The sequence below is a fragment of the Pseudoflavitalea sp. G-6-1-2 genome, assembly GCF_012927185.1.
Lineage (GTDB): Bacteria > Bacteroidota > Bacteroidia > Chitinophagales > Chitinophagaceae > Pseudobacter.
Genome location: NZ_JABBGB010000003.1, coordinates 266,631 through 285,274, shown reverse-complemented (window position 1 = coordinate 285,274; position 18,644 = coordinate 266,631). Strand labels below are relative to the sequence as shown.

General features: G+C 45.5%; 13 protein-coding genes and 1 tRNA gene. 5 read left to right on the top strand and 9 right to left on the bottom strand.

Translation table 11 applies throughout. The features are described 5' to 3' along the window. Positions 1 to 96 precede the first annotated feature (96 nt). Positions 97 to 693 (top strand): riboflavin synthase, encoded by a 597-nt coding sequence (locus HHL16_RS18405; RefSeq protein WP_169426819.1) that lies wholly within the window; start codon positions 97 to 99, stop codon positions 691 to 693. Here HHL16_RS18405 and HHL16_RS18400 read toward each other — a convergent pair. The 7 genes from HHL16_RS18400 to HHL16_RS18370 all read right to left on the bottom strand — a co-directional run bounded on the left by HHL16_RS18400 (position 687) and on the right by HHL16_RS18370 (position 12,479). After that, the gene (locus HHL16_RS18400) at positions 687 to 2,363 is read right to left on the bottom strand and encodes a hypothetical protein (protein ID WP_169426818.1); all 1,677 of its coding nucleotides are present in this window, start codon (positions 2,361 to 2,363) and stop codon (positions 687 to 689) included. The genes HHL16_RS18405 and HHL16_RS18400 overlap by 7 nt on opposite strands. Positions 2,364 to 2,396: 33 nt before the next feature. Next, on the bottom strand, positions 2,397 to 3,620 hold the full coding sequence (locus HHL16_RS18395; RefSeq protein ID WP_169426817.1) for a hypothetical protein: 1,224 nt from the start codon (positions 3,618 to 3,620) through the stop codon (positions 2,397 to 2,399). 24 nt (positions 3,621 to 3,644) lie between these two features. Then, the gene (locus HHL16_RS18390) at positions 3,645 to 4,022 is read right to left on the bottom strand and encodes an SxtJ family membrane protein (protein ID WP_169426816.1); all 378 of its coding nucleotides are present in this window, start codon (positions 4,020 to 4,022) and stop codon (positions 3,645 to 3,647) included. Between the two features lie 4 nt (positions 4,023 to 4,026). Then, entirely contained in the window at positions 4,027 to 4,176 is a 150-nt protein-coding gene (locus tag HHL16_RS18385; protein WP_169426815.1) for a DUF5989 family protein, read from the bottom strand. A gap of 19 nt (positions 4,177 to 4,195) precedes the next feature. Next, positions 4,196 to 6,061, bottom strand: a complete 1,866-nt coding sequence (locus tag HHL16_RS18380; protein ID WP_169426814.1) for a carbamoyltransferase — start codon at positions 6,059 to 6,061, stop codon at positions 4,196 to 4,198. A gap of 194 nt (positions 6,062 to 6,255) precedes the next feature. Beyond that, positions 6,256 to 11,325 carry a C25 family cysteine peptidase gene (locus HHL16_RS18375; protein ID WP_169426813.1) on the bottom strand — a complete coding sequence of 1,690 codons (5,070 nt, stop codon included), beginning with the start codon at positions 11,323 to 11,325 and terminating at the stop codon, positions 6,256 to 6,258. A 44-nt stretch (positions 11,326 to 11,369) separates the two neighbouring features. Further along, entirely contained in the window at positions 11,370 to 12,479 is a 1,110-nt protein-coding gene (locus tag HHL16_RS18370; RefSeq protein ID WP_169426812.1) for a PorV/PorQ family protein, read from the bottom strand. Between the two features lie 263 nt (positions 12,480 to 12,742). Here HHL16_RS18370 and tyrS point away from each other — a divergent pair, with 263 nt between their 5' ends. Both tyrS and HHL16_RS18360 read left to right on the top strand, forming a co-directional pair. Beyond that, positions 12,743 to 14,020, top strand: coding sequence for a tyrosine--tRNA ligase (tyrS, locus tag HHL16_RS18365; RefSeq protein WP_169426811.1), 1,278 nt, complete (start codon positions 12,743 to 12,745; stop codon positions 14,018 to 14,020). A 113-nt stretch (positions 14,021 to 14,133) separates the two neighbouring features. After that, positions 14,134 to 14,204, top strand: a tRNA-Gln gene (locus HHL16_RS18360). A 1,366-nt stretch (positions 14,205 to 15,570) separates the two neighbouring features. Here HHL16_RS18360 and HHL16_RS18355 read toward each other — a convergent pair. Further along, positions 15,571 to 16,326: an arylamine N-acetyltransferase gene (locus HHL16_RS18355; protein WP_169426810.1), complete on the bottom strand. Its 756-nt coding sequence runs from the start codon at positions 16,324 to 16,326 to the stop codon at positions 15,571 to 15,573. Between the two features lie 276 nt (positions 16,327 to 16,602). On the opposite strand from HHL16_RS18355, the gene HHL16_RS18350 reads away from it, so the two are divergent. Beyond that, a complete protein-coding gene (locus HHL16_RS18350; RefSeq protein ID WP_169426809.1) occupies positions 16,603 to 17,031 on the top strand; it encodes a VOC family protein in 429 nt (142 codons plus the stop codon). A gap of 321 nt (positions 17,032 to 17,352) precedes the next feature. On the opposite strand, the gene HHL16_RS18345 is transcribed toward HHL16_RS18350, so the two are convergent. Next, complete coding sequence (locus tag HHL16_RS18345) at positions 17,353 to 17,739, bottom strand: LytTR family DNA-binding domain-containing protein (protein WP_169426808.1); 387 nt, start codon at positions 17,737 to 17,739, stop codon at positions 17,353 to 17,355. Between the two features lie 270 nt (positions 17,740 to 18,009). Between HHL16_RS18345 and HHL16_RS18340 the strand changes: the two genes are divergently transcribed. After that, on the top strand, positions 18,010 to 18,600 hold the full coding sequence (locus tag HHL16_RS18340; protein ID WP_206022490.1) for an RNA polymerase sigma factor: 591 nt from the start codon (positions 18,010 to 18,012) through the stop codon (positions 18,598 to 18,600). The last annotated feature ends 44 nt before the right edge of the window (positions 18,601 to 18,644 follow it).

Here is an 18,644-nt window from a genome sequence, read left to right as displayed (position 1 = left end):
ACCTCCTTTAATGCTTTTAAGGGCAGCAAAGATAATGGATTTTTTGATTTCAGACACAGTCTTTTCAAATTAGTTCGAAATCCCGACATTTGATCCATGTTTACCGGAATTATCGAATCACTCGGACAAGTGGAGGAAGTACTGGTATCCGGCACCAATAAAAGTTACTGGATCACCTCCCCCATCACCCACGAATTTAAGATAGATCAGAGTATTTCACACGACGGCGTATGCCTCACAGTAGAGGAAATAAACGGTCAGCGGTACAAAATCACTGCTATCGCCGAAACCCTGCAGAAATCCAACCTGCACCAGTGGCAACCCGGCCACCGCGTGAACCTCGAAAGATGCATGCCCATGAATGGCCGTCTAGACGGACATATTGTACAAGGCCATGTAGACGCCACTGCCACCTGCGTTGCTGTTAAGGATATGGAAGGAAGCCGCGAATTCCGTTTCCGCTTTCCGCAAAACTTCGCATCGCTCATCATCGAAAAAGGATCTGCCAGCATCAATGGCATCAGCCTTACTGTTTTCGACGTAACCGGCGATGAGTTTTCTGTAGCCATCATCCCCTACACACTGGAGCATACCAATATCAGCCAGGTAACTCCCGGCACTGCCGTGAACATTGAGTTTGATATGGTAGGGAAATACATCACGCGCTACCTCTCCCTGCAAAGGGCTCAGTAAGATAACCTGATCCAGGATTTTCTGTTCCAGAAGAGGAGCCTGCTTCCGGGCTCAGGTACTGCTATGCGCAGCTCTTCCGCCGGAACAGGATTACGAAGAAGAAATTGCTGTATCTGATTGCTGTAGGCAGCATCTGCAAAATTGAAATTGCGCTCCTGCTGCATTATCGAATCTGTAAGCGCTTTGAGTGCTTTGCCTGTATGCGCAATGGCAGCGCCTCCCGGCATGCCATTCTCCAGCACCAGGGTTGCCGGAGCGATCCAGCTGATGCTTTCTGCTGTTTTCGGTACTATCACTTCGGGAAGCAACAATTCCTGATCGCGCGTAAGACCGCTCACCACTTTCACCCTGCTGCTATCGACGCCGTATAACCGAAGCGCATCACTGAAGCCGATCCTGAAAACATAGGCCCCATCGATCTCTGCAGGAAGATTCACCACCCACAGTTTCTCCTTGGAGTTACGTACCTGCGCCATCAGCGATTTCACACTGTCCGACGCCCGCTTCCAGTTCATATTGTTCTGCTCCAGCAGATATACTCCGCTTGCCAGCAGTACCAGCACCACCAATGCCCTCACCTTTTCACTGTTGAAAAGATACACCACCATAAAAGCCAGTATCGTACAAAAGAAGAACGCAGGAAGATAGAAGAAACGATCACTCTCCGATGTGCGCGTGCTCACTCCAAGCCATAACGGCATCAGCATCGCAAACGCAAAGCAGGCAAGCTGAATAAGAAAGAACCGGGACAGTACAACCTGTTTTTTTGTTTTTCTCCAAACCAGCACAGCTGCAATGATGGCCAATACTGCCACTACTGCAAAGTTCACTACCAGCATCTGACTGTTGTCCGACGGTGGCAGAATAATTCTTCCGGCAGTTTTGAGCATGCCGGTGAACCTGCTCATCAGGTCGTTTTCAAAAAATCCTTTGCCATATCCTCCAATGAAAACACCGGATACCGTTATCCTCAGCCAGCAATGCAATGCGAAAGTAACCAGCAGTACCACCGCATAGCGAACCACCAGCGAAAACGGCGCCCGTGAGATCAGCAGCTGGGCCAGCAACATCGCCGGCAGTATCATGATGCTTTCATAAGACGCCAGGCCAACAAAATAACAAAGGGAAATGCCGATCATTTTGCGGGTCTCGCTCCAGCTGCTCACCAATATCAGCAGGGAGGCAATGGCGAGTGTGCCGGCCATCAGAGAACAACGCGCCAGTATCCACACGATCGCTTCATTGTGGTAAGGATAGATCAGAAAAAATACCGCAGCAAGCAACACTACCAATGAAGCATTTGGCAGCTGCATTTTATCCAGCAGCATTTTTTTGCAGTACTGCAACAGCAATACAGCAGTTAATGCATGCAAGAGAATAGAAAAAGTATAGTACGGCCAGGGAGTTAGTTTCGCAAACTGATAAGTGATCCAGATGGTGATATCTGAAAGCGGACGAAAGAATCCATCCACATTCAGTTCGTTCTCCACGCAAACCTTCCAGATTACCAGATGATCATCATTCACAAATCCATTGCCGAGTATGGGAATATACAGCACCAGTGCAATGGCTGCAAAGCAGGCCCATTGCCAGTACCATTTCATTGCCGTAAATCCGTCAATGCTGAACCAGGATTTGATAGGATTTTCTTCGCCTTGCGATCTGCGCATCAAAAAATAAAATATGGCTGAAGATAGTCATATTTATTGTAACTCCTTCGCCAGCGCCTGCGCCACTTTCTGATGTGCATTCGCTCTGAAATGCCCGTCGAGTATGTAGAAATCCTCAGGCTGAAGAAGGCTGGCAACATCCACCACTTTCACGCTGTTGCCGAAATGGTTTTTGTAACCTGCCTCCTGCAATAGTTTCTCTACGGCATTTTTGAAATCGTTGTTGCGATGGCTTACATCGATGCCTTCGTATACCAGCACTTTTGTTTTGGAAAAATCAAGCGGGAAGTCTTTCAGAATATCGAGGAACATTTTCGCATCCTTCGGATATTCCACCGGAAGACCAATATTGGAAGGCGGTTTGCCGAGCATCGATTTTATTTTTTCTTTCAGTCCGTATCTCGAAGCCAGCACAAAGTATTTGCCCGGAAAATATTTCTTGTTCCACTCGTTTTTGAAACGAAGCGAATCGTAAGAGGCTTCCGAAGAAATTTTGAGGTGATGGTTGTTGCCGAGATAAGCGGTATTCTCTTCATTGTCGTTGGAGCAATACTGAATCACCAGGTACTTCACGGCAGATGTATCCAATGTTCTGTATCGCATCAGTTCGCGCGGGGTGCCGAAACTGCTCATCGCAGCATTCAGTGTTCGTTTGCCACTGAGCTTTTCGAGTACCGCCGGTACAGACTGATCCTGATCTACTCCCCATCCCATCATATACGAATCTCCCAGGCAAATGATCTCCGGTTTCACCAGCGAAGAATCATCATCCCTGAATCCTCTGCTGTTTGCAGTGAACTTGTTGGAGAACTCCACATTCTCAAATGTGCAGGTATTGTTGGGAATGAGATTGTAGTAGAAGGCGCTGTCGTAGCGGCTGCACTCAGGCACAATCTGAATCACCTGTCCGTAATTATGTGCATACAGCCATTTGAATCCGGTCTGAAAACCATTCGGGATCTTCTCCGGATGTTTGATCCACGAAGCAGAGAACAATTCTCCGATAGTTACGATCACAGCAAGTACGCCCAATCCGATCCAGCCTGCAGAGCGTGGCTTTTTGCTTTTGATGAAAATGATATCCAGTATCAGTGCCACCACATACCATGCAATGGTGAGTGTGGTGATCACGGTTATCAGACTACTGGTATAGAGTACTGAGTTGGGATTCATTTTAAGCAGTACAGCTCCGAGTACTTTCACCGCCAGTACGATGATGATTACTACAAAGAGCCGCTGCACCAGTTTCTTAATCATGGGAATAGTTGATGGATGAAACGATTACCACACATTTTCCAGACTCTCCTTGTCGTACGTAAAATTCCTTTCCTTGAAATAGGAAGTTGCGCCCGCCTTCATCTGAACAGACTTGTTTTTTGTGAACAGTCTGCTGAGCGCAGCTATCGGTATCATAAAAACGAAGAACACAATGCTCAGCACCACTTTGCTCATTACATAGCCCATGGCATGCGCAAGCTTCATCCATGCCCAATGTATCTTACCGGCCAGCCATGGAATGAAGATGCCGATGGCGCCCAGCACCATCGCGGCAATCAGCAGGTATTTATTGTGTGTAAGCCAGTTGAACACCACGCATGCCACAACAAGCACCAGCATGGTCTCCAGGCTTTTTTGTTTACTGTTATCTATAGTACTCATAGCGTTAGAATAAAGTGTAAATGAATGGAGCGATAGCAGATCCGCCTCCCAGCACCAGCAGGATGCCCAGCAGCAGCAGGATTACAATCAGAGGTGCAAGCCACCATTTCTTTCTTGCTTTCAGAAATTTCCAGAGGTCTTTTAAGAAGTCCATATTCAGTTAGTTTAATTCGTTAATCAAGCGTGAATTCATTTTTCCAATCATCCTTTTCTTTCCACTCAGGCTGAGCGGTTTTATCGAAAAGGAAATTGCCTACTACCAGATAATCCATATCCGTACGCATGAAGCAGCGATAAGAATCTTCCGGTGTGTTCACAATAGGCTCGCCCCGTACATTGAAGCTGGTATTCACCATTACGGAATAACCCGTTTGTCTTTTGAATGCCTGCAGCAATTTGTAGAAGCGCGGATTGGTTTCTTCATGAACCGTCTGGATACGCGCAGAGTAATCGATATGCGTAATGGCAGGAATATCGCTGCGGAGGAAATATAATTTATCGAGCAGGTTCTTTCCTTCGAATGATGCAGGATATGGTATCCGGCGTTTTTCTTTCACCGGTTTTACCATCAGCATGTAAGGAGAAATATCTGCATGCTCGAAATAGTCAGACACATCTTCTGCCGGCACCACCGGTGCAAACGGACGGAAGCCCTCTCTGTACTTGATCTTGAGGTTGAGCTTTTTCTGCATCTCAGGGTTGCGCGCATCTGCAATGATGCTTCTTGCGCCCAATGCACGTGGACCGAATTCCATTCTTCCCTGATGCCATCCGATTACATTACCCGATGCAATAAGTGCAGCAACTTTCTCCAGCATCGCTTCTTCTGATGCGAACTGCTCGAATTTCGCGCCGTATTTGCGCGCAGTTACCAGCACATCCTGATCGTTGGTTTCTGTACCGAGATAAGAACCTTTGAGTGCATCCATTTTATTCGGATCCACTTTGCGTTCATTGCCAAAGTAAATGTAATTGGCGGCGTAAGCTGCACCCAGCGCACCTCCTGCATCACCGGCAGCCGGCTGCACAAATACCTGTTTGAAGATCTTCGCATCGTCGAGTTTGCCATTGGCTACGCAGTTGAGCGCCACACCACCTGCCATGCAGAGATAATCTGCACCGGTGAGTTTTTTCGCTTCGCGCGCGAGGTTCAGCACGGCTTCTTCCGTTACTTCCTGAATGGCCAGTGCGAGATCGCAGTGATGCTGTTCGAGATTCGATTCGGATTTGCGGCGTGGAAAGCCGAAGAGCTTTTCCCATTTATCATCGTACACCATCCGGAGTCCGGTAGCGTAATTGAAATATTGCTGATCGAGGAAGATGGAACCATCTTCTTTCAGATCTACCAGATGTTTCTTGATGATGTCTATGTACTTCTTCACTTCTGGTGAACCATGATTACCGTACGGCGCAAGCCCCATCAGTTTGTATTCGCCGGAGTTCACTTTAAATCCGCAGAAATACGTAAAAGCCGAATACAGCAGACCGAGCGAATGCGGGAAATCGAGTTCTTTGAGAATAGTGAGTTTGTTGCCTTCGCCCAAACAGATGCTGGCCGTTGCCCATTCTCCTACTCCATCGATGGTGAGCACTGCTGCACGATTGTAGGAAGAAGGATAGAATGCACTGGCAGCATGGGAAAGATGGTGCTCCGGGAAGAGCAGCTTCACTTTCTTTCTGTCCACTTTTTCGATACTGTCCAATGCTTCCCAGATCATTTTTTTGAGAAACAGTTTCTCTTTGATCCATACGGGCATACTCATCATAAACGAGCGGACGCCTTTGGGGGCATAGGCATAATAAGTTTCGAGCAAACGTTCAAACTTCAGAAGGGGTTTGTCGTAGAACACCACTGCATCGATGTCGTTGATGGATCTGCCTGCATATTCAAGGCAGAATCTGGCAGCATTGACCGGAAATGCGGGATCATGCTTCTTTCTGGTAAATCTTTCTTCCTGTGCGGCGGCGATCACTTCCCCATCCTGGATAATGGCCGCGGCCGAGTCGTGGTAAAACGCGGAAATTCCTAAGATTGTCATATTTGTTTTCGATTTAGGGGATATATGGATCAGCCATGAGAGAGAAGGCTATGGCCGGCCGGTTTTCCTTAAAAAGATTGGAGGATTGTCAAAAACGTAATGACCGGGTAGGGAATAAACGAGCGGCTAAACTATTACATTTTTTCTGTTCATGCAATAGCTTAGCCGCTCTTCTGTAAAACTTTATATCCGGATTACCTCATGAGGTACATTTTACCGTATCCATTGGTGAAGTAACGATCGGTATTATCGCCTTCGGACCTGTATTTCTCCATCGCCTTCCCGTTCATGGTGGTTACTACTCGGTAGAGGTAAACGCCGTTTCCGAGCTTTTGACCGTACTGGTCTGTTCCATTCCACTTGAATTCGGTGATATTTCTTCCGATATGGATGGGTCCCAGTTCGTCTTTGGTGATCTCGCGAACGATCTTACCGGTGATGGTGAGAATCTGGATTTTGATATTTGTTGGTATCTCGCTGCCGGTGAGTGTAAACACAAAGGCAGTGGAAGTACTGAATGGATTCGGATAGTTGAGCAGGTTAGAGATCATCGATTTTGTGATCACGCGGAAAGCGATGCGATATTCCAGGGTACCTGCTCTGTTGCCACTCTTATCTTTTGCTTTGATGGCCAGCTCGTATTCATCCCCTTCACTGTTGTTGGTGGAGGTGAATGCCGGAGTAAAGTCGATGGTGGCCGTATTGTTTGCACCGCTGGTAGCTGGTGTAAAGCGCAGTGTATCGTTATCGAAATGATATTCCCTGATGCTGTTGTCAGGATATCTCACTGTTACTGATCCGATGGATGTATCGTTCAGCAACATGAATTTGGCATCGTCTTTCAGTTTGATCTGAATATGCGGTTTAGCAGAAACGATATCACGGTTGATGATTCTTACACCATCGAAAGTAACGTCCAGCAACGGATTCACGTAATCCGGCTTCACAAACATATCTCTGAAGAGGAAGTTGTTGAAGTGATATTGTTCTGGTTGTGCATTATCAGGATTCATATCGAGATACACCGTATTCTCTCCGGGGAAATCCTTAGTATCGATAGCAACACGCACCATGGCTGTATCATTCGGCTGAAGATCTTTCTGTTTCGGAACAAAGATGGTTTTGGTAACATTGTTCCGATTGGTAACATTCAGCTTAACAGCAATGCTGTCTGCAAATTTGGTTTTACTGATATTCTTGAAAGGAATTGCAAACTGATAGATGTCTCCTATTTCGAGTGTGTCTTTCGGTCCGTTGAATGCGAGGTTTGGTGCCAGCATACCTTCGGGTACCGGAGAATAGAACACATTCCAGTATCGCAGCTGATAAGGTTTGAAATCTACTGAGTCGGCATTGCGCATTCTCAGACGGATGAAAGGATATAATTTGGGATCTACCGAAGAAATATCGAAGTCCTGTTCACTCTCATTCAGATCGAACAATGTTGTTTCCGTTCCGGAGAGGTTTACACCCACCACCTGCACACCCACTTTTGCGTGAGATGGATTAATGTCCGGCGCTCCACGCCACATTACTTTAGACCATTGTTGTGCGGGACCAAAAAGCGGAGAACTCATAATGCCTACTGAATCCGGACTGGGGAGTTTGGTATTCAGTTTAAGTTGCCCTTTTGTGCTGATGCTCACTTTCCATAATGGCGTAAAAGCGGGATCATTCTTTTTGAAAATACCTGTCCACGAAACATAATTCTTAATGGTATCTATCTGCCAGAATCCGTGTTGCAGTAATTTATGATAAAGCGATTTACCTGAACCATACAATGCTGTGTCAGCTCTCCAGGTTGCAGGTAATGATTTGATAGGTACAGTATCGAGGCTTCTTGCGATTACCCAGTAACCATCGGGGATGGCATCTATGAAGTCCATCGCTTTTTTTCTGGTAGCGGCCGACTCATAGGAGAATTCAATATTGTATTGGTGTTTACCTTCACAATTGGCATCTGCACTGCCGCCTATGTTGAGATTGGTATTGCCCGGCCCTACATTCAACCATGGCTGGAAAGTTTTAGGATCGATAATCTGAAATACGATAGATTTTCCTATACAGCCGGTGTTCATTCTTTCAACCCCATCGATGGATACAGAGTAATTGTTCGCAGTGTTACCTGCCCATGGGAATACCCCGGTATTGATCTCGATCAGATGATCAGTATGTGTGAGGCGCCACTTTCTGTCGCTGTCCAGGGTGATTTTTACTCCTTCAGTTGCCTGATGCTGGAAGAAATGGTCTTGTCCGGAACCGATATTCGATCCCGCCATATATGTAAACGATGCAGTATTCCACTGATAATGTGTTTCTCCAGGAGGCGGCACTGTGGCTACTCTCCAGTAATACACTGCGCTGTCTTTATAAACAACAGATGGAGAGAATTCAAGAATACCACCTTTTGAAGAAGTCGAAGCTGTTACTTTTAAAGAAGAATTGAATTGCAGTGTTGTATCTAATTCCATTACATAGTCCCGCATGTTACTGAAGGGGTTTGCAGTGGAAGCATAGAATTTTGTAACAGGCTCATTAATGATACTGAGATTATAGGGCGATGTTGGTCTTGCTTCTTCATCGAAGATCACAAACTCCCTGAATGCAGTATTGTTCGATTCGGCCTCCTCATCGATCGCATTTTCACTATCGAGCGTTACATAGATTCTGTTGCGGCCTTTGTCTCTGGTAGAAACAATAGGTATATCAAACGAAAGAGAATCGGACCACATGATACCTCTGATCTTCTTCTTGTAAATAATTCCGAAGCTATTGTCCGGGAACTGACGCTTTATTTCAACAGTTATGGAGTCGGCGGTTGCACGGCCGATATTCACCATCCTTACTTTCAGCTTGAAAGAACTTTCAGCCACAGAAATGAAGGCAGGATTAATTTTGATACCAGACTCTTCCATCACATAATCGGGTTTGGCTGCTCCATTGAGGAACACAGCAGGATCGCCATGAAGAGTGATCTGTTCTGCGTGCATGCGCGCATAGAAATCGTCGGGGCCGGATGCTGTAACGAGATCCCCTAATCCATCTGAAAGTATCTGTCCCAGAGATTTGCCATAATCTTTCTTTGCAATCTCCGAGTAGAAATGATCGAGGAAAAGATTCAGGTAACTCACAATACCCAGGTGGGTGCTGGCGATAAAACCTATAGCGCCGCGGTTTTTAGCGAGCAGAAACTTTTCAGTGATGGTTTCATTGGTTGTAAACCTTCCCGAAGAACTGGAGAAGAAGTTACCTGCATTACATCCATTTACGCAGAACACCGGATATTTACCCTGGTTGCTATAGGAGTATGGATCATCTATGTTGAATTCAAGTGTTGAAGAAGAAGAGTGTCCGAAATAAGTGAGGAGACTGATCCCTTCATTAAAGAGATCTACCAGCTTGTCTGAAGTAAGCTGTTCAACAGAATTGGTGGATACTTTACAGAAGGTTGTTACCTTGCCTCCAAAGAGCGTATCCTTGATAATATCCCTGTATGTACCCATGTAGTTGCACAAAACAGAGCCGAGATGCGGTTCACTGGAACCGGTAACGTGTACCACATTTTTCATCCATTCTCTTCCTGCCAGTGTATTGGGTGAGTTTCTCTGGGTAGCATCATAATCTTTGATCTTTTCCAGATAATCCTCTACTTCTTTGGGATAAATGGCAGAAAGCCTTCCGATAGGCATTTGTGCAATAGGTTTACCGGTAAAACCTACTGCCAGCAGGTTGTCTGATCCGGGATGTCCCCATGTGGGGATCAGGTTGAGCCTTTCCGGATTGGCGTTTGCGCCCATCAGAACATACTCATTATACACCACTCCTTTTCCGATCAGGAACGCATACTTAGGCGGTGCAGACAAGTGAGTGCGTGCGTATTCGAGGAAGTTTCTTATCGAAAGCGGATTTTTCTTGATGCCATATGCAAACTGATCTACCAGCTGTTCAATTTCTGCATTGAGTACTTTGAAACCACCGCCTGCCGAAGTTTCGCGGTATGCTTTGTAATCTTCAATAGGATTGTTTCCGTTGGTGCCTCCATACAAATATGCATTGGAAATGATAATATAGTTTGCGTTGGGGTTACCAGACACGTAATTTATGAAGTTTCTTCTCAGGAGAGTATTAACCTGTACAAAGCTGGCAGCGGCAGTACTTGCCATTACATAACGCGTATCCGTACCCGAAGCAGGTAATTCGAACCGGAATTTACCTGCCACCACATGAGCAGTATATCTTAAACCACGATCGAGGTCGATGAGTACAGGTGTTACTCCTCCGTTGTTGAAACCGGTCACCTCAATCAGCGATGGTGATCCCTTCGCCGGCCATACGAATTCGAAATTTGTCTGGTTAGCAAAATTGAATTCTCTGGGATAATTGATCTCAACAAAACCAGCTACATAACGGTCGGTACTAATTGCTGATCCGTTCTCCCATCTTACAGGAACTGAAGTTGCATTGAGATAACTGGTGGGGAACGAAACGGTAAACTTTTGGGCTTTGAAATAATTCATCACCTGTTCGGTTACCAATTGATTATTTACAAATGTCTTGATGGTACGTTCATTCGGTGCGTTGCCGGCTGCACTAAAAGTAATGCTGCTGGATGCAGGCCCCGAATTGACAGCCGGAAACATATTGGGTATAGTGGTACCTCTGGGCACCGTGGGTGTAATGTCCAATGATGAACGGAACTCTCCTTCATCATAAGAAGAAAGGTATACATATTCAGGCAGCACATTAGCTTTACCCGGATTGAACTTATTGGTGAAATACTGACGGAAAGTGTACATCAGAAAGGGCTCCAGAGTAAGCGAACTGGAAGCTGCATTGTTTACTGCCGGCTGCGTCTGGAAAGGATTTGCGGTATTACCCGATGTGAGGTAATAGGCAACGGAATCTCCCATCAGACTAGCTTTGTCTGTAAGCTGCGAATTAGGATCGAGATACAATTGCTTATCTGCTTTGCCATCGAGTTTTTCGCCGTAAAACTCAATGTATCCGTTTGCAGGAAGAATCCCTGCGTTCACAGAAGCAAAGTAATGAACCTGCACCCCTTCACGCCATAACTGCAGATTCTCAACAGGTGTATTGTCGAGTCCGGCTGCAGCCAATGCCGATTGCGGTATCCGGTACATGGCTGTACGGCCGATCATGAACTTCTGGTAAGTTTTGTTGTAATCGATCCATTCATTGTTGTAAGTCTGAGCAGCCAGGTTGAAACCCGCCAGCACTAACAACAGTGTAAAAAAATTCCTCATATAGTTATTTTCTGGGTTCTCAAATAGGGACAGCAACAGAAGGGTTACTTCTTCTGTTTTTTCTTCAGATCCACTTTAAGAGAAAATACATGGGTGTACAAAGGGTTCGACTGATTGGCCAGGTTGGTAAAAGCGTAGTCGATCTGCACAGTATTTATTTTGAAACCGGCACCGGCACCGGGCTGGTAGATCCAGATCTTCTTTTTATTGGTTTCATCGTTATCATCGAGTGCACGCTGGAAATTGTTGATACCACCACGTACAAAGAATACATCTCTGTAACTGAGTTCGAGACCTACACGGGGATCAACACTCACGGCATCGGTTGAGATAACGGTATTTCTGCGGCCATCGAAAGTGAGATCGAGATTGGCTTCGGTCATCAGTTTCAGGCTCTTGCTGAGATTGAAGTAATAGGCGCCGCCCACTATCAGTTTGGGAGCTGTGAGCTCGGTAGACTTCACCGGAATTTCGTTCTGCGTTACGTAGAACACTTCACGCATTTTTTCGTTGAGACTGAAACTCCAGGCATTGAAGGTGGTGGTTACATCACGGGCCATCACACCGAGGCGCCAGCGCTTATCGATGATCTGCAACCCTGCATCGAAACCAAAGCCCCATGCAGACGCAAAATCACCGGCTTTGCGGTGAATCACTTTTGCATTACCACCGATATTGATCTGGCGGTCGCCCTTCATCTTGATGGTCTGCGCCATGGAGAACATGAACGCATAATCCGCAGAAGAAAAGGTTTGGATATTGCTGAAATTGATGGTTCCATCGGACTCCACCAGAAAGATGGTATTGGGGATATCGTCAACGGCAAAACGAAGCAGGGAGATACCGATCACCCGCTTGTTATCTTTCAATGGAAGTACCAGGGTACCGTAGTCGTATTTGCCGATCCCTGCAAAATATTCGGCATGCATCAGGTTGAGCTGCGGATTGTCTTTCACATTCACGAGCCCTGCCGGGTTCCAGTAAGCCGAGGTTCCATCGGTTACAGAAGCCACCTGAGCGCCGCCCATGGACAAACCTCTGGCCCCCGCTCCTATGTTCAGGAACTCGTTGGAATATTTTCGGAACTGCGCATGGGAATACTGGAATGATAGGACACCACCTACCAGTGCAATTGCAAAAAGGGTTCTCTTCATTGATCCAATTTTCGAAATAAGCAATTTACAAGTTATGACCACTACACAGGGACAATGGCTGCGCCGGAGGTCTGCCGGCCAACAACCTTCTTGGCATGGGACTTCAGGTTGGGTTCAACGTAAAAAAACGATTTCCATGGCGAAAATATTGCATCTATAGGGAAACTTACTACAATTCTTACCTTTGCCCTAATTGATAATGCTGCCGTGAACCGATTGGGGTATTATTAGATACGTTAAATTAAAAGACAACGATTTACAACATGACCTGGATAGAAGATCTACGATGGAGAGGCATGATACAGGATATTATGCCCGGAACCGCAGAACAGCTTGAAAAAGAAATGACCACAGCCTATATCGGGTTCGATCCCACGGCAGACAGCCTGCATATCGGCAGCCTGGTTCCCATACTGTTGCTGGTGCACCTTCAAAAGAATGGCCATAAACCCATCGCACTCGTTGGCGGCGCCACCGGTATGATCGGTGATCCCACCGGCAAATCCGAAGAACGCAACCTGCTGAACGAAGAGCAGCTGCAGCGCAATATCACCGGCGTACATAATCAGCTGGCGAAATTCCTGAACTTCGACCCTGCCCTTCCCAATGCAGCCGAAATGGCCAATAATTATGATTGGTTCAAAGATATCAGTTTCATCACTTTCCTCCGCGATGTAGGCAAACACCTCACCGTGAATTATATGATGGCCAAAGACAGCGTGAAAAAACGCATCGAAGGCGATACAGGTATCAGCTACACAGAGTTCGCTTACCAGCTGATGCAGGGATTTGATTTTTATCATCTCTACACAAAGAAAGGCGTGAAACTCCAGATGGGCGGTTCAGACCAGTGGGGAAATATCACTACCGGAACGGAGCTGATCCGCCGGAAAGCCGGCGGCGAAGCATTCGCATTTACCTGCCCTCTTATCACCAAAGCCGATGGCGGCAAATTCGGAAAGACCGAAGGGGGTAATGTTTGGTTGGATCCGACGAAGACTACTCCATATCAGTTTTATCAGTTCTGGCTGAATGCGTCGGATACTGATGCTGAAAAATGGATCAAGATATTTACGTTCCTGAGCCGCGAAGTGGTAGAGGATCTGCTCGCTAAACATGCGACAAATCCCGGTGCCCGTGAATTGCAACGTGCGCTCGCAAAAGAGGTAACTACTTTTGTGCATGGAGAAGAGGAATACAATAAAGCAGTAGAAACAACGGAGAAACTTTTCGCTAATCAGAATGCTTCTGCGGAAAGCCTGAGTGTGGAAGACATCGAAGCAATGGACGGCGTGGTTCGGTTTGACTATGAACTTGCTAAACTCTCTGAAGGCATCGATGTAGTGAGTTTTCTCGCAGAGACGGGCATCTTCCCTAGCAAAGGCGAAGCCCGAAAGACTGTACAAGGCGGCGGTGTGACTGTAAATCGCAAGAAAGTAGAAGATATAGGTATGAAGGTAGACAGCAGTCTGTTACTGCATGGAAAGTATATTCTGGCTCAGAAGGGCAAGAAGAATTATTATCTGGTGGTAGTAGCCTAAGTATCAATTTTTTAAAAAAGTTTGCAGAAGTTTTGGAAGGAATTAATTGAAGCATTACTTTTGCACTCCTTTCGGTGATGATCTAGAGAAATCTACAGAAAGTTACCGATGATTGCCCGATAGTATAATGGTAGTACAACTGATTTTGGTTCAGTTTGTCTTGGTTCGAATCCAGGTCGGGCAACAGAAAGACGAGATTGAGAAATCTCGTCTTTTTTTATTGTCTAAGTGGAGAGCAGTGCAGAATTGACTTCCCTGAAAATCAAAATTTCTCCTGTTTATTTCCGGAGCCATTATCAGACAAGCTTATCACCACCTTCAGTTTTTAGGTTCTCTCTAAGTTGTCATCTCCCTGTCTCTAATTCCACGAAAATATCATTCATCATATTCCTATGAAATTTATGCCGGTAGTATTGATGCTGCAATTCAACCAGAATAAGAAATCCAGATTTGCAATGAAGGATGTACGTTTCCATTTTCGACTCCGGAATTCATTAGAGAAAATATGAGCGCAAATTCAACAATGTAACGAGGAATGCGACTCAGCACTACTGTTATCGTTAACTTCTCAGGTTTCTTTTTCATGTTATGCGTATTAAAAGGCGAGATCTTTTCAGGTGATGCTCCCGTTTGATGATTATTTTCATTCCTGATAGAATTTTATTCCAATAGTATAGTCGTCGTGTTACTGGAAGGACTTTAAGCTTTTGGCTTCCATCTCACATTTTTGCAGTGCTATGCCCTATTGCGAATCAGGCAACGAGAACTGCTGAATAATCATCCATAGGATATGTTTAATGGCCGGATGAACATATTATGGCGAAATCAGCGGGCACATTACCTCCCCATCACACAATTACTAATTATATCACAGAGACCGTACTGAATGATACGCTCAATACAAGTAAATGATTAATGGAAATTGGATCCCGTAATTACTCTCATTGGTACTTACGTCATTACTAATCATATGAGAAAGCTTACAGCCAGTTTTTTCAGAAGACAAGGATGTAGAAGCAACCTGGATTAAAATTGGGAATAACTGATTTTTACCAGCCTGCTAGATGCCCGAAACAAGAAGAGGTAAGCACATAAAGAAAGAACTATTATAAATGAAGCGGCATGCCATTCTTTTCCAGACGACACGCATCATAACAATTTCCCGGATTACTGTAGATAAAACGGACGACAGAATTATCCGTACCTTGTTTAAAGAAAAATAATTTGAAAAAAAGGAAAAAAATTTTGTCAGCCGAAGTGAAGAAGCTTGCTGATCTCTTTGTGAGACACCACTACAAGGCTGGTATTTAACTGCTAAGGGTTGAGCAGAATCTGATCTTTATCACAGTGAAAGAAATCGAAAACTAAGTTATAACTGGTTGGCACTTCTATTTCGGGAGATAATCGAGACAACCATTTCTTGTGGCAATGTATAGGAAAAAAATCATGTTGAAGAGAAAGGGAAAACACCTGCTGATTTTTGGGAACAGCCTCGATAAAAGTCAATCATAATTTCTTCGGCTACCGATTCATGCATCCCAATAGTTACCTCAGATCTCCACCCCAAACTCCCGCTTCAGCAATCCCTTCACATCCTCCTCCGTTTCCATATCAACTTCTATCTCGCCCTTTCCATGCGTTATCTTAAACCTGTTCCCACTCAACGTCTTTCTACCGTTCAACGTTGGTAACGAAATCATTCGCTTCCGCGTAAAGCTAGACCCAGGACTTGTTTGATGATATTTGCACATGCCCTCGAACTCCTTCAGCCTCCGCGGTATTATCGTAAACACATACAACGGCTTCTCCGAATAACCATCCATCCTTGATATCAGCAGATACTCGAACTCATGCGTTCGCATCCTGTACACGCCCCGCTCATCTTCCTGATCTATCTGAAAATCCAGCACCAGCGGCGAAAAGGCAAACTCGCCAAAACCTACATCCACCAGATAGATCTCCTTCCCTACTTCCACTATTATTGCCATATGGTCGAACTCCGGACCGAAACTGCCGCGATCAAAACTGTACACTTTCGCGGAAACAAGTATGGTATCATACCCTATGGTTTCCAGCAACTGCCTGAACAGGCTGTTCAGTTCATAACAGAAGCCGCCCCGCCTGCGTTCCACCACTTTCCGGTAAATCGCATCGGGATCTATATAAATAGGTATGTTCATATGGATATCAAGATTCTCGAATGGCACCGCCAGCAGATGCGCACGCTGCAATGCGGCAAGCGTCTCCAGTGTTGGAACCAGGCTGCCCTGATAACCGATCCTCCTGAGGTAAGCTGGTACATTCATACTGCTGAAAAATAATTACTTTATGATTGCTGTTTTGTAAAGAAATACTGAATGGGAAATGAATTCTACATTTCTGAAACCGGCACTCCGTCTGCATTTTTTCCAGATTTGAGAAAGCAAAAAATTTGCCGGATATATACCCGGTTGTCTTACAGAATGGAGCGCCATTGCCGTGTTCCCCCTCTGCTTTTGTCGTGATTGCACCAGTTCTGTTTCCCAACGGCGGTTTATCTTTGACTTTCAAATCAACATTGCAATACCATTAAATAATTTATTATGGCTACTATCAGTCCTTACCTTAACTTCATGGGCAACACAGAAGAGGCGTTCAATTTCTACAAATCTGTGTTCGGAGGCGAGTTCTTAACTTTAAGCAGATTCAAAGATCAGGCAGAAACAGCCAATGTTCCGGAGAATGAAAAGAACATGATCATGCACGTAGCTCTTCCTATCAGCAACGATGTAATTCTGATGGGAACAGATACCCTCGAATCGATGGGACAACAACTGAACAAAGGGAACAACGTGTCGCTGGCCATCAATGCCACTTCTCTGGAAGAAACAGAAAAACTGTTCAACGGATTATCTGCAGGAGGACATATAATCATGCCGCTGGAGAAAACATTCTGGGGCGCTTATTTCGGAATGTTCACCGATAAATTCGGCATTCAATGGATGGTGAACTACGATCTGCCCCGCTCATAACCGATAGTACTACCTTAAAATAATCAGCCTTTCATTCATTTCATCCGGACTATTTTCCGGCAAGTATTAATCTACAGCACAATCGCCCGCCAGCATCCATTGGCGGGCATTTTTTTACATAAAAATGCCCGGACCTGCATCGATGTAATATTCGCAGATCTGGGCATTTCGTGTTTGCTGCACAGCTTTCACTGTTATTGCAAAAGCAGCACCATACAATGTTATACCGGCGCTACCGGTAATGTACGCTATCAATAAATTTCGCAGGAAAGGTGAAGGAAGGAATAAAAAATGATGAGTGGTCAATTGATGTAAGCAGGATTAATCTTCGTCGTCCATAAGTACGAAAGACTCATCCTCTTCGCCCATCAGTACTGAGTCGCCATTCTTGCAACGCACCATCGTTACACTGCGATGCAGCGCACTGCGATAACGATCTCCGATCGGAATCATTCTGTCGTCCAGATAGATCCTCTCTTTATCGAAGCTCTGGATGCTGGAGATACCCACAATGTAAGAGCGGTGAACACGGCAGAAGCTATCTGCCGGCAGTAACTTTTCAATCTGGCGCATCGATACCAGGCACATGAATACCCGTGACCCTGTAACGATCTGCACGTAATTGCTTCTTGCCTCAATAAAAAGAATGGAGGCAAAATCAACGCGCACATAGCGCCCCTGTTCTTTAACGAAAAAAAATGTTTGCATAAGCACTAGGGTTCTGGAGACTGATGAATTTGTTTACGGGCTGCACTTCCACAAAGGATTGTCAGCTACACAATCTATATATAGACACACAAAGGAGAGAATAGGACTACTCTTACCACGAAATTTTTATGTTTTAACAGATTTTGGCAATTCAGTACCGGATCCTTCAATCGATTGCCTGCTCAGAATCTTCTTCGTGTAGCTCGTACAATGTTTGCAAATCAGAAGGTTTTCGTAAGTTGTAGGCTCAAATGTAAAAGGCCGTTTGCTTTGACAGAACTGGAAATGATACAACAACTCCGGAAGGGGAACGAACTGGCTTTTAAACAGTTGGTGGAAGATAACCAGGATATGGTTTACAATACGGCCCTCAGCATTGTGCAGCATGCCGCCGATGCAGAAGATGTGGCGCAGGAAGTATTCATACAGGTATACCGCTCCATCGATCAGTTTAAAGGCGACAGTCGTTTGAGTACCTGGATCTACCGCATCACGGTAACCAAGAGTCTCGACCTCATCCGCAGCCGCAAACGCAAAAAACGCTTTGCCTTCGTAACCAGTCTGTTCGGTCCGAATAACGAGATCCTGCACGACCCCGTGAATTTTCATCATCCGGGGGTAGAGCTGGACCAGAAAGAGCAGGCCGCCGAACTTTTCCGGCTGATCGATCAGCTGCCCGAAAACCAGAAAACAGCCTTTATTTTACTGAAGTCCGAAGAACTGAGCTATCAGGAGATCGCTCAGGTGATGGAGTTGTCCGTTTCTGCAGTGGAATCGCTGCTTTTCAGAGCCAGACAAAACCTCCGGAAATTGCTGGAGACCCAGACCATAAAACCGAAGGGCCAGCAACAGCCGAAATAGTCGCATGTTTTCTCAAATATTAACGTCAAACGTAGTAGTTTTAA

Excerpts from the sequence above, each read along its gene's own strand:
- HHL16_RS18395 (WP_169426817.1), bottom strand. The coding sequence starts at position 3,620 with ATGATTAAGAAACTGGTGCAGCGGCTCTTTGTAGTAATCATCATCGTA.
- HHL16_RS18400 (WP_169426818.1), bottom strand. The coding sequence starts at position 2,363 with ATGCGCAGATCGCAAGGCGAAGAAAATCCTATCAAATCCTGGTTCAGC.
- HHL16_RS18390 (WP_169426816.1), bottom strand. The coding sequence starts at position 4,022 with ATGAGTACTATAGATAACAGTAAACAAAAAAGCCTGGAGACCATGCTG.
- HHL16_RS18380 (WP_169426814.1), bottom strand. The coding sequence starts at position 6,061 with ATGACAATCTTAGGAATTTCCGCGTTTTACCACGACTCGGCCGCGGCC.
- HHL16_RS18385 (WP_169426815.1), bottom strand. The coding sequence starts at position 4,176 with ATGGACTTCTTAAAAGACCTCTGGAAATTTCTGAAAGCAAGAAAGAAA.
- HHL16_RS18345 (WP_169426808.1), bottom strand. The coding sequence starts at position 17,739 with ATGCAAACATTTTTTTTCGTTAAAGAACAGGGGCGCTATGTGCGCGTT.
- HHL16_RS18370 (WP_169426812.1), bottom strand. The coding sequence starts at position 12,479 with ATGAAGAGAACCCTTTTTGCAATTGCACTGGTAGGTGGTGTCCTATCA.
- HHL16_RS18350 (WP_169426809.1), top strand. The coding sequence starts at position 16,603 with ATGGCTACTATCAGTCCTTACCTTAACTTCATGGGCAACACAGAAGAG.
- tyrS (WP_169426811.1), top strand. The coding sequence starts at position 12,743 with ATGACCTGGATAGAAGATCTACGATGGAGAGGCATGATACAGGATATT.
- HHL16_RS18375 (WP_169426813.1), bottom strand. The coding sequence starts at position 11,325 with ATGAGGAATTTTTTTACACTGTTGTTAGTGCTGGCGGGTTTCAACCTG.
- HHL16_RS18355 (WP_169426810.1), bottom strand. The coding sequence starts at position 16,326 with ATGAATGTACCAGCTTACCTCAGGAGGATCGGTTATCAGGGCAGCCTG.
- HHL16_RS18405 (WP_169426819.1), top strand. The coding sequence starts at position 97 with ATGTTTACCGGAATTATCGAATCACTCGGACAAGTGGAGGAAGTACTG.